This is a genomic window from Citrobacter sp. wls757 (assembly GCF_005280935.1).
Taxonomy (GTDB): domain Bacteria; phylum Pseudomonadota; class Gammaproteobacteria; order Enterobacterales; family Enterobacteriaceae; genus Citrobacter; species Citrobacter portucalensis.
Window position 1 is genome coordinate 1 of the sequence record NZ_SZWU01000087.1, and the last position, 10,923, is coordinate 10,923.

Annotated in this window: 10 protein-coding genes; 8 read left to right on the forward strand and 2 right to left on the reverse strand. The window is 51.9% G+C overall.

The genetic code is table 11. The annotated features are described in order from the left end of the window. Window positions 1-1,050: penicillin-binding transpeptidase domain-containing protein (locus FDW94_RS23190; RefSeq protein WP_249358693.1), on the forward strand; the 1,050-nt coding region annotated here is incomplete at its 5' end. A 105-nt stretch (window positions 1,051-1,155) separates the two neighbouring features. On the opposite strand, the gene nudE is transcribed toward FDW94_RS23190, so the two are convergent. Next, window positions 1,156-1,716, reverse strand: a complete 561-nt coding sequence (nudE, locus tag FDW94_RS23195) for an ADP compounds hydrolase NudE (RefSeq protein ID WP_048236942.1) — start codon at window positions 1,714-1,716, stop codon at window positions 1,156-1,158. A 322-nt stretch (window positions 1,717-2,038) separates the two neighbouring features. Between nudE and igaA the strand changes: the two genes are divergently transcribed. From igaA to hslO, 4 genes are all read left to right on the forward strand, one after another. Next, complete coding sequence (igaA, locus tag FDW94_RS23200; protein ID WP_137378321.1) at window positions 2,039-4,174, forward strand: intracellular growth attenuator protein IgaA; 2,136 nt, start codon at window positions 2,039-2,041, stop codon at window positions 4,172-4,174. 62 nt (window positions 4,175-4,236) lie between these two features. Further along, the gene (yrfG, locus tag FDW94_RS23205; protein WP_003023533.1) at window positions 4,237-4,905 is read left to right on the forward strand and encodes a GMP/IMP nucleotidase; all 669 of its coding nucleotides are present in this window, start codon (window positions 4,237-4,239) and stop codon (window positions 4,903-4,905) included. Window positions 4,906-4,915: 10 nt separating this feature from the next. Next, entirely contained in the window at window positions 4,916-5,317 is a 402-nt protein-coding gene (hslR, locus tag FDW94_RS23210) for a ribosome-associated heat shock protein Hsp15 (protein ID WP_003837900.1), read from the forward strand. A gap of 24 nt (window positions 5,318-5,341) precedes the next feature. Next, on the forward strand, window positions 5,342-6,220 hold the full coding sequence (gene hslO, locus FDW94_RS23215) for an Hsp33 family molecular chaperone HslO (RefSeq protein WP_003023531.1): 879 nt from the start codon (window positions 5,342-5,344) through the stop codon (window positions 6,218-6,220). A 109-nt stretch (window positions 6,221-6,329) separates the two neighbouring features. Here hslO and FDW94_RS23220 read toward each other — a convergent pair whose 3' ends face one another. Beyond that, the gene (locus FDW94_RS23220; RefSeq protein WP_137378322.1) at window positions 6,330-8,048 is read right to left on the reverse strand and encodes a DUF4153 domain-containing protein; all 1,719 of its coding nucleotides are present in this window, start codon (window positions 8,046-8,048) and stop codon (window positions 6,330-6,332) included. Between the two features lie 378 nt (window positions 8,049-8,426). Here FDW94_RS23220 and pckA point away from each other — a divergent pair, with 378 nt between their 5' ends. From pckA to nadS, 3 genes are all read left to right on the forward strand, one after another. After that, on the forward strand, window positions 8,427-10,049 hold the full coding sequence (gene pckA, locus FDW94_RS23225; protein WP_003023529.1) for a phosphoenolpyruvate carboxykinase (ATP): 1,623 nt from the start codon (window positions 8,427-8,429) through the stop codon (window positions 10,047-10,049). Between the two features lie 122 nt (window positions 10,050-10,171). After that, window positions 10,172-10,489 carry a toxin HigB-2 gene (locus FDW94_RS23230; RefSeq protein ID WP_047408175.1) on the forward strand — a complete coding sequence of 106 codons (318 nt, stop codon included), beginning with the start codon at window positions 10,172-10,174 and terminating at the stop codon, window positions 10,487-10,489. A 52-nt stretch (window positions 10,490-10,541) separates the two neighbouring features. Next, entirely contained in the window at window positions 10,542-10,838 is a 297-nt protein-coding gene (gene nadS / locus FDW94_RS23235) for a NadS family protein (RefSeq protein WP_048236945.1), read from the forward strand. Window positions 10,839-10,923 lie beyond the last annotated feature (85 nt).

A 10,923-nucleotide genomic window follows, 5' to 3' on the forward strand; every position in this document is an offset into this window, starting at 1 on the left:
TGGCAGCCGAAGAACTCCCCGCCGCAGTACGCCGGTCCTATCCGCTTACGTCAGGGGCTGGGTCAGTCGAAAAACGTGGTGATGGTACGCGCCATGCGCGCCATGGGCGTGGATTACGCGGCAGAGTATCTGCAACGTTTCGGTTTCCCGGCACAGAACATTGTGCATACCGAATCACTGGCGCTGGGTTCGGCTTCGTTCACGCCGTTGCAGGTGGCGCGCGGTTACGCGGTGATGTCTAACGGAGGCTTCCTGGTCGATCCGTATTTCATCAGTAAGATCGAAAGCGATATGGGCGGCGTTATCTTCGAAGCGAAGCCAAAAATTGCCTGCCCGGAATGCGATATTCCGGTGATTTACGGCGATACCCAGAAATCTAACGTGCTGGAAAACAGTAACGTAGAAGATGTCGCCGTCTCGCAGGAACAGCAGAATGCCGCCGTGCCTATGCCGCAGCTTGAGCAGGCGAACCAGGCACTGGTCGCGCAAAGCGGAACACAAGAGTACGCTCCGCACGTGATCAACACGCCGCTGGCCTTCCTGATTAAAAGCGCGCTGAACACCAATATCTTTGGTGAACCAGGCTGGATGGGAACCGGTTGGCGCGCAGGTCGCGATTTACAGCGTCATGATATCGGCGGGAAAACCGGGACTACCAACAGCTCTAAAGATGCGTGGTTCTCCGGTTACGGACCAGGGGTAGTAACGTCGGTATGGATCGGCTTTGATGACCATCGCCGCAACCTTGGTCATACAACGGCTTCCGGCGCGATCAAAGACCAAATCTCCGGCTACGAAGGCGGTGCGAAGAGTGCGCAGCCTGCATGGGATGCTTACATGAAATCCGTGCTGGAAGGTGTGCCTGAACAGCCACTGACGCCACCGCCGGGTATCGTGACGGTCAATATCGATCGCAGCACAGGACAACTGGCGAGCGGTGGCAATAGCCGCGCAGAGTACTTCATTGAAGGCACTCAGCCGACGCAACAGGCGGTGCATGAGGTGGGGACAACCATTATCGATAATGGTGAGACACACGAACTGTTCTGATCGATTGCCGGATGGCGCTTCGCTTATCCGGCCTACAATTTCGGTACAATTATTTGATCTTCCGGAATTTTGTAGGCTGGATAAGGTATCAGTTGGCAATCGTAATTAAAGCCGTCCCTGCCCTTTCAGCCATTCGCGTACGAGGAACAGCGCACTGACATTACGCGCTTCGTGAAAATCAGGGTCTTCCAACAGGTCCATCAAATGCGCCAGCGGCCAGCGCACCTGCGGTAATGGCTCAGGTTCATCACCCTCCAGCGATTCAGGATATAAGTCCTCTGCCACCACGATGTTCATCTTGCTGGAGAAATAAGATGGCGCCATGCTGAGTTTCTTTAAAAACGTCAGATCTTTTGCGCCAAACCCCACCTCTTCTTTCAGCTCCCGATTCGCCGCCTCAAACACGCTTTCGCCAGGATCGATTAATCCCTTGGAAAAACCCAGTTCGTAGGACTCGGTCCCGACCGCGTATTCGCGAATAAGGATCAGATGGTCGTCAACAATCGGCACAATCATTACCGCTTCACGCGTGGATGGACGCATACGTTCATAAACGCGGCGTACGCCATTGCTGAACTCAAGGTCCACGCTTTCGACCTTAAACAGCCGGGATTGGGCGATGGTTTCCACTTTCAAAATCGTGGGTTTCTGTAATGATTTGCTCATTGTGAGGATCTTTGCTGTGAAATCTGGGGTTATTGTGCGATATACCGCACGGTTTCGGCAATGTGAATTGCCGTTTATTTACATTTATGTAACGTACTAAAAGTTAATCCCTATTTCAAATTAAAAGTCAATAGGTTGAAATAACTCCAGGAATTTGCTGATATTCCATTTTTGGTGATTTTGCTATGATTCGCATTTACTGGGCTGTACTTAAAGATGCTCAAGTTCGACTCCACACTTGCCGATAGCCAACCACAGAATCACGAATATTGAACAGGGTGCGACTGACCACGCCTGACAGACTAAGTAAGATGGGGAAAGCATGAGCACCATTCTGATTTTTTTAGCTGCTTTGCTGGCCTGCTCATTGCTTGCAGGATGGCTACTCAAATCAAAATCCAGGCAGAAAAATTTACCCTTGAGCAGCGTCTTCTCAGACGCCTCGAAACGTAAACTCACACCTGAAGAACGCAGCGCAGTCGAAAACTATCTCGAAAGCCTTAGTCAAATTCAGCAAGTACCCGGTCCCACAGGAGCCAGTGCTGCACCGGTCTCATTAACGTTGAATGCCCAAAGTAATAGCGTCATCGTGCTTACTCGTTCGATTACACGTTACGGCATTACCACCGACGATCCTAACAAATGGCGCTACTATCTTGATTCCGTTGAGGTACATCTTCCCCCTTTCTGGGAACAATACATCAACGACGAAAACAGCGTTGAGATAATCCACACCAATACGATACCGCTGGTTATCTCGTTGAACGGCCATACGCTGCAGGAATATATGCAGGAAGCGCGAGGTTATGCGTTACAGCACACCGCTTCTACCCAGGCGTCCATTCGTGGTGAAGAAAGTGAGCAGATTGAACTGCTGAATATTCGCCAGGAAACCCATGAAGAATATGCGCTCAGCCGCCCTTCGGGATTGCGCGAGGCGTTACTGATAACCGCCTCATTCCTGCTGTTCTTTTTCTGTTTGGTTATCCCGAATACGTTTGTTCCGTGGGCAGTTGGTGGCGCGGTGTTGCTGTTAGCTGCGGGTCTGTGGGGATTGTTCGCCCCGCCGTCCAAAAGCGCCCTGCGGGAAATTCATTGTCTGCGCGGTACGCCACGTCGCTGGGGGTTATTTGGCGAAAACGACCAGGAACAAATTAATAATATCTCGCTGGGTATTATTGATCTGATCTACCCACCTCACTGGCAACCTTACATCGCCCAAGACCTTGGCCAGCAAACGGATATCGATATTTATCTCGATCGCCACGTTGCCCGCCAGGGGCGTTTTTTATCTCTGCACGATGAAGTGAAAAACTTCCCGTTACAGCACTGGCTGCGCAACGCCGTCATCGCAGGCGGCTCGTTACTGGTACTGCTGATGCTGCTGTTTTGGATCCCGCTGGATATGCCGATAAAGGTCACGCTCTCCTGGATGAAGGGCGCTCAAACTATCGAAGCCACCAGCGTTAAACAGCTCGAAAACGCGGGCGTTCGCGTGGGTGACACGCTGCACCTGAGTGGTACGGGTATGTGTAACATTCATACCCAAGGAAGCTGGAATGCGCAGCCTGCCACGCCGTTTATGCCTTTCGATTGCTCGCAAATTATCTGGAATGACGCGCGCGCATTGCCGCTGCCTGAGTCTGACCTGGTGAATAAGGCTACCGCGCTCACGCAGGCCGTGAGCCGTCAACTGCATCCCAAACCTGACGATGACTCTCGCGTCAGCGCATCGCTACGCTCAGCAATCCAAAAGTCCGGCATGGTATTACTGGACGATTTTGGTGAGATTGTCCTGAAAACGGCCGATCTGTGTGCAGCCAAAGATGAATGTGTGCGCTTAAAAAATGCGCTGGTTAACCTCGGTAACAGTAAAGACTGGGCCGCGCTGGTGAAACGGGCAAACGCAGGCAAACTGGATGGCGTGAACGTGCTGCTGCGTCCGGTAAGCGCAGAGTCACTGGATAATCTGGTAAATACCTCTACGGCACCGTTTATTTCACGCGAGACTGCGCGAGCAGCCCAGGCGCTGAATAGCCCTGCCCCTGGCGGTTTCCTGATTATCAGTGATGAAGGCAGCGATCTGGTCGATCAGCCGTGGCCGACGACCTCGCTATATGACTATCCACCTCAGGAACAGTGGAACGCCTTCCAGCGCCTGGCACAGATGCTAATGCAGACGCCGTTTCGCGCGGAGGGGATCGTCACCAATATTTCGACTGACGCCAATGGCACCCAGCACATTGGACTGCACCGTATCCCGGATCGTTCAGGATTATGGCGCTACCTTGGCACGACGCTGCTGATGTTCTCCATGCTCGGATGCGCTATCTACAACAGCATACAGGCATTCAGACGCTACCAGCGTCACCGCAACCGCATCGCGGAAATTCAGAGCTACTACGAAAGTTGTCTGAATCCAACACTGATTGACAACCCGGAAAGCCTGATTCGATAACACGCTCGCGCGACAGGATATGCTACCCTGTCGCGCATCATGTTTTCTTCTGGGGAGTTTCCATGCATATCAATATTGCCTGGCAGGATGTCGACACCGTGTTGTTAGATATGGACGGCACGCTGCTCGACCTGGCATTCGATAACTATTTCTGGCAAAAACTGGTACCGGAAACCTATGGCGCGAAGCAGGGTATCTCTCCTCAGGAAGCTCAGGACTATATTCGTCAGCAGTATCATGCCGTGCAGCATACGCTAAACTGGTATTGCCTTGATTACTGGAGCGAGTGCCTGGATCTGGATATTTGCGCCATGACCACGGAACAGGGACCGCGCGCCGTTTTGCGCGAAGATACCGTACCGTTTCTTGATGCCTTAAAAGCCAGCGGCAAACGCCGTATTCTGCTCACCAACGCGCATCCGCATAATCTGGCGGTGAAGCTTGAGCATACCGGTCTGGCCTCACACCTTGATTTATTACTTTCCACCCACACATTTGGTTATCCCAAAGAGGATCAGCGGTTATGGCACGCTGTGGCTGAAGAAACGGGAATGAGTGCAGAGAAGACGCTGTTTATTGACGACAGCGAACCCATTCTCGACGCCGCTGCTCTGTACGGTATTCGTTACTGCCTCGGCGTGACCAATCCCGACTCCGGCATCGCCGAAAAACAGTACGCACGCCATCCGTCACTGAATGACTACCGCCGACTGATCCCCTCACTGATGTGAAGGAGACGCCATGAAAGAAAAGCCCTCTGCTGAAGTCAGGCTGGATAAATGGCTGTGGGCTGCACGCTTTTACAAAACGCGTGCGCTAGCCCGCGAAATGGTTGAAGGCGGTAAGGTGCACTACAACGGCCAGCGCAGCAAGCCAAGCAAGATTGTCGAGCTGAACGCCACCCTCACCCTTCGCCAGGGAAATGACGAACGAACAGTCATTATCAAGGCCATTACCGAGCAGCGTCGCCCGGCAACGGAAGCCGTTACGCTGTATGAAGAAACCGCGGAAAGCGTGGAAAAACGCGAAAAAATGGCGCTGGCGCGTAAACTTAACGCGTTAACCATGCCGCACCCGGACAGACGACCGGACAAGAAAGAGCGCCGCGATCTGTTACGATTTAAACACGGCGACAGCGAGTGACTGTCACCTGCAAGAGAGATGATTATGCCGCAACATGACCAATTACATCGTTATCTGTTTGAAAACTTTGCCGTGCGCGGCGAGCTGGTGACCGTATCGGAAACCCTGCAACAGATCCTCGAAAATCATACTTACCCGCAACCGGTCAAAAACGTACTGGCTGAGCTGCTGGTTGCCACCAGCCTGCTCACCGCCACGCTGAAATTTGCCGGTGATATCACTGTGCAGTTGCAGGGTGATGGTCCGCTGAGCCTGGCCGTCATCAACGGCAACAACAATCAGCAGATGCGCGGCGTGGCCCGCATGCAGGGTGATATTCCTGAAGATGCCGATCTGAAAACGCTGGTGGGCAACGGTTACCTGGTGATCACCATTACCCCGGAAGAAGGCGAGCGTTATCAAGGCGTGGTCGGTCTGGAAGGTGACACGCTGGCAGCGTGTCTGGAAGATTACTTCATGCGTTCTGAACAGCTGCCGACACGCCTGTTCATCCGCACTGGCGACGTTGATGGCAAACCCGCTGCTGGCGGAATGCTGCTGCAGGTAATGCCGGCGCAAAACGCGCAGGCAGATGATTTCGATCACCTGACAGCCCTGACCGAAACCATCAAAGCCGAAGAGCTGCTGACGCTGCCTGCCAACGAAGTGCTGTGGCGCCTGTACCACGAAGAAGAGGTTACTCTCTACGATCCGCAGGACGTTGAGTTCAAATGCACCTGTTCACGCGAACGCTGCGCGGGTGCACTGAAAACGTTGCCGGACGAAGAAGTGGACAGCATTCTGGCGGAAGAAGGCGAGATCGATATGCACTGCGATTACTGCGGTAGCCACTATCTGTTTAACGCCATGGATATTGCTGAGATCCGCAGCAATGCCTCCCCTGCCGATCCACAGGTTCATTAATCACTGTCTTGCCTGATGGCACGGCGCTTATCAGGCCTACGGAAAATCTGTCGTAGGCCTGATAAGACGTTCGCGCTGCCATCCGGCAAAAACGATGTCGGCAACACACTCACTCGGTGTAATAGGTCATCGGCAGTCTTTTGCCATCAATAGTGATATCCCGCCAGATTCTGGGGGCTGAGCCCAGTTGCTGATTCGCCACCGCCTGCAGCAATTTATCCTTAGTGAATCCTTCAGGTAGCCTGGCAACAGCTAACAAATCCCATTTGTTTTTTTGCATGCCGAAGACCAGACTCTCCCCATCGCCAAAGGCATATAACACCTGCTCAGGATGACCATCCGCATTGAGGTCCTGACTCACCAGTACGCACGCATTCTGCTCAGCACAAGAGGTGATGCGATACCCCTGTGTTTTGACAAACGCCCAGAACGCATCGTCTGGCTTCTGGCTCCCCGGAGCCATCACAACCTTCGATACTAACTGTGTTGCGGTTAGCTCTTTAACCGGATCCCGGCGCCCTTGCAGCAGAGAATTCAAGTCGCGTCTGCGTTTACTGTCTTGATTAAACGCCACATCTTTTTGTAATGCTTCCAACGCTGCGCGCCCCGGTTTTCCACTGTGATCCAACATATACAGGCTGACTTGATCCGGTTTAATTTTCCCGCTGTGATACAGCCCCATATGGCTGTTAACGCTGATGCGCCAGGCATCAATAACCGGCGATGACAGCAGAACCAACAGCCCCAACGCCAGCAACGAAACGCCAAGAATGACCGGCCCCTGAAGCTCAAGCGGATTGCGCCCGCGGCGCAAAATGCTGGCCAGATAGCCAAACGACCATACCAGCAGCACCACGACCACCAACACGCCATACAAACGCTCAGGCGTCCAACCGTACTGCTGTATTCGCACCCACAGTGACCAACCGGCAATCAGCATATAGATGGGCGCGACAATCAGAGAGCATTTGATCAGGTAGCGTAACGCGCCAGGATAGGGTAACGCCTCTTTTTGCGGTTCACGCACGATAGCCATCAACAGCAACAGGAGCAGCGTCAGCGTTGACATCAACCCGGCCGCAGACACGCGTTGCGAAATAGCCTCCAGCCCGGTGAAGGGTAAGGTCAGTATGAACATCAGCGCCAACAGCGCGACCAGAGGTAACAGACCGGTGGCGATAAACGTCAGTAATTTTTGTACCGCCGTGACCAGACGCGACTGTGTTCGGGCCAGTACCACTGCCAGTGCGGTAATCAGACCAAAGGCCACATAGCCAAACCAGTCGGTATCAAAGAAGAGCGTGCTGAAGAAGGGAATACCGACCAGCTTAAACATCTCGCTCCATAGCAGGAGCACCAGCCAGAACAAACCGTTGGCGACAAAGACAATCAGCAACGTCAACGCATTAAGCCACAATTGCCGATAAAAATGCGGGTAACGCGCCTGCCCACGAGAGACATGAAGCGAGTACTGAATCCAGGGCAAAGCAAGCATCGCCATCAGCAGTAAGCGCCAACCGTAGAACATAAAAACTTCATGTTGCCGCCACTTATCACTGTCCTCGACTTGCCACTTTAGCCAGACGCTCATCGCCAGCACCACAACAAAGATCAGCGCCATCCAGTACCACAGCGCGCGTTGTTTGAAAGAAACAACAGTAAGCAAAAGTGCCGAGGTGATCGCAATCGTCGCAGGCATGCCATAGAACAGCCAGCCCTCATTATGGGGCGCCAGATATGTCATCAGCAGATAGCATAATGTCCCCTGCAACAGGCCGATGAATATCATGCCCCAACGCGTCGTACGTGAAATTTCAGCACTATCCATGTCAGTATCCAGAATGAAGGGAAAAGCTAATTATCGCATCAACTTCACAATTTTGAGCATTTATAGAGCGATTTCAGACCACGACGACGGGAAGTGAATCGATATTGTTTATGTATATCCCACATTCATTTCTTACGTGAATGCGATTACACTCACAAGATTCCCGCCAAAAACACTCTCCATTAACGTTTTAAGAACATTTTCCACAACAAAAAAGGGTTTCCTGCCATAATATCTGCCTCTTTGTGACAGGAGTCGCAGCGCATTCGGTCGCCCGTGATTTTCCCGGATGCGTAAATCTATGAGCCTTGTCGCGGTTAACAATCCCTAAAAAACCTTACTATTCCAGGTAATACATATTGGCTAAGGAGCAGTGAAATGCGTGTGAACAACAGTTTAACCCCGCAAGATCTCAAGGCTTATGGTATCAATGACGTTCAGGATATCGTTTACAATCCAGACTACGACACGCTTTTCCAGGAAGAACTTGATCCAAACCTGGAAGGTTATGAACGTGGTGTGTTAACGAATCTGGGCGCCGTTGCCGTTGATACCGGTATCTTTACCGGACGTTCGCCAAAGGATAAGTACATTGTCCGTGACGACACCACGCGCGACACGCTGTGGTGGTCCGACAAAGGTAAAGGTAAGAACGACAACAAACCGCTCTCCCCGGAAACCTGGCAGCATCTGAAAGGATTAGTCACCCAGCAACTTTCCGGCAAGCGCCTGTTTATCATTGATGCTTTCTGCGGCGCTAACGCCGATACCCGTCTTTCCGTGCGCTTCATTACCGAAGTTGCCTGGCAGGCGCATTTTGTCAAAAACATGTTCATCCGCCCAAGCGACGAAGAGCTGGTTGATTTCAAACCTGATTTCATCGTGATGAACGGCGCTAAATGCACCAACCCGCAGTGGAAAGAGCAGGGTCTGAACTCAGAAAACTTCGTGGCTTTCAACCTGACTGAGCGTATCCAGTTGATTGGTGGCACCTGGTACGGCGGCGAAATGAAGAAAGGTATGTTCTCCGTAATGAACTACCTGCTGCCGCTGAAAGGCATTGCCTCCATGCACTGCTCGGCTAACGTCGGGGAAAAAGGTGATGTGGCAGTCTTCTTTGGCCTGTCCGGCACCGGTAAAACCACGCTGTCCACCGACCCGAAACGTCGCCTGATTGGCGATGACGAACACGGCTGGGATGACGACGGTGTGTTTAACTTCGAAGGCGGTTGCTACGCGAAGACCATCAAACTGTCTAAAGATGCCGAGCCGGAAATCTACAACGCGATCCGTCGTGACGCGCTGCTGGAAAACGTCACCGTGCGCGAAGATGGTTCCATCGATTTCGATGATGGTTCAAAAACTGAGAACACCCGCGTTTCCTACCCGATTTATCACATCGATAATATCGTTAAGCCGGTGTCAAAAGCGGGCCATGCTACCAAAGTAATCTTCCTGACTGCCGACGCATTTGGCGTGCTGCCGCCGGTTTCTCGCCTGACAGCAGACCAAACGCAGTACCACTTCCTGTCTGGCTTCACCGCCAAACTGGCCGGTACCGAACGCGGCGTCACCGAACCGACCCCAACCTTCTCTGCCTGCTTCGGCGCAGCATTCCTGTCTCTGCACCCAACGCAGTACGCAGAAGTGCTGGTGAAACGTATGCAGGCGGCAGGTGCACAGGCGTATCTGGTTAACACCGGCTGGAACGGTACCGGCAAGCGTATCTCTATCAAAGATACCCGTGCGATTATCGACGCCATCCTGAACGGTTCGCTGGATGACGCGGAAACGTTCCGTCTGCCGATGTTTGACCTGGCTATCCCGACCGAGCTGCCGGGTGTGGACACTCGCATTCTCGATCCGCGTAATACCTACGCATCTCCGGAGCAGTGGCAGGAAAAAGCCAATGCACTGGCGAAACTGTTTATCGAGAACTTCGAGAAATATACCGATACCCCTGCAGGTGAAGCGCTGGTTAGCGCCGGACCGAAGCTGTAATTTTTGATTCGTTATATAGCCCCTTATCCGAGAGGATAAGGGGTTTTTTATTGTGTCTATCTTTTAAAATGTACTCCGTACACCTATAATCTGTACTATCAACCCCATGCGCAGGACGCGCTATGTTCACATTTATTGAGCTACAAGGATTTAGTAAACGCCGTCCGTTACTTTTGCCTGACGATGAGTTTCGCGCCTTTCAAGAGACGCTTATAGAGAACCCTGAGGCTGGAGATACTATCGCTGGTACAGGTGGATTCAGAAAAATTCGCTGGAGCCGCTCTGGTATGGGCAAACGCAGCGGTATTAGGGTTATTTATTACAACGTGACGCGCAAAGGTCGAATCTATCTCGCTTTGCTCTATCCTAAAAATGAACAGGATGATTTAACCGAAGAGCAAAAAAGAGTTTTAATGCACTTATCCAATATGCTGATTTAATCATGGGAATTTTAATCATCAGGACACCGCTATCCGGTGTGGTGAGGCCAAAATGAAAGACGAATTATTTGCCGATTTGCTGGCCAGTGCAGAAGAAATGGTGCGTATAGAGAAGGGTGAAGAAACACCTAAGCCTGAACATGTACATACCTTTAGCGAAATTGATGTTAAAGCCATCCGCGAAGCAACAGGGTTACGCCAACAGGATTTTGCCATCGCCGTTGGCGTGAGTTATGACCTGGTTAAAAGCTGGGAAACGAAACGACGCCAGCCCACAGGAGCACCCAGAAAACTGCTTTTATTAATTCAAAGAAATCCTTTTATAATTAATCAATTAAAAGCAATTTAAGTCCGTTATTTTACGGCCTATCCCGCAAACAAAAAGGGAGGCATTTCGCCTTAATGCCAGTCAGTTAGCGCCTCAGTTTCAGTAA

Bases quoted from the DNA above. Each gene is read 5' to 3' on its own strand.
- pckA (WP_003023529.1), top strand. From the start codon at position 8,427: ATGCGTGTGAACAACAGTTTAACCCCGCAAGATCTCAAGGCTTATGGT.
- nadS (WP_048236945.1), top strand. From the start codon at position 10,542: ATGAAAGACGAATTATTTGCCGATTTGCTGGCCAGTGCAGAAGAAATG.
- hslR (WP_003837900.1), top strand. From the start codon at position 4,916: ATGAAAGAAAAGCCCTCTGCTGAAGTCAGGCTGGATAAATGGCTGTGG.
- hslO (WP_003023531.1), top strand. From the start codon at position 5,342: ATGCCGCAACATGACCAATTACATCGTTATCTGTTTGAAAACTTTGCC.
- FDW94_RS23220 (WP_137378322.1), bottom strand. From the start codon at position 8,048: ATGGATAGTGCTGAAATTTCACGTACGACGCGTTGGGGCATGATATTC.
- FDW94_RS23230 (WP_047408175.1), top strand. From the start codon at position 10,172: ATGTTCACATTTATTGAGCTACAAGGATTTAGTAAACGCCGTCCGTTA.
- yrfG (WP_003023533.1), top strand. From the start codon at position 4,237: ATGCATATCAATATTGCCTGGCAGGATGTCGACACCGTGTTGTTAGAT.
- igaA (WP_137378321.1), top strand. From the start codon at position 2,039: ATGAGCACCATTCTGATTTTTTTAGCTGCTTTGCTGGCCTGCTCATTG.
- nudE (WP_048236942.1), bottom strand. From the start codon at position 1,716: ATGAGCAAATCATTACAGAAACCCACGATTTTGAAAGTGGAAACCATC.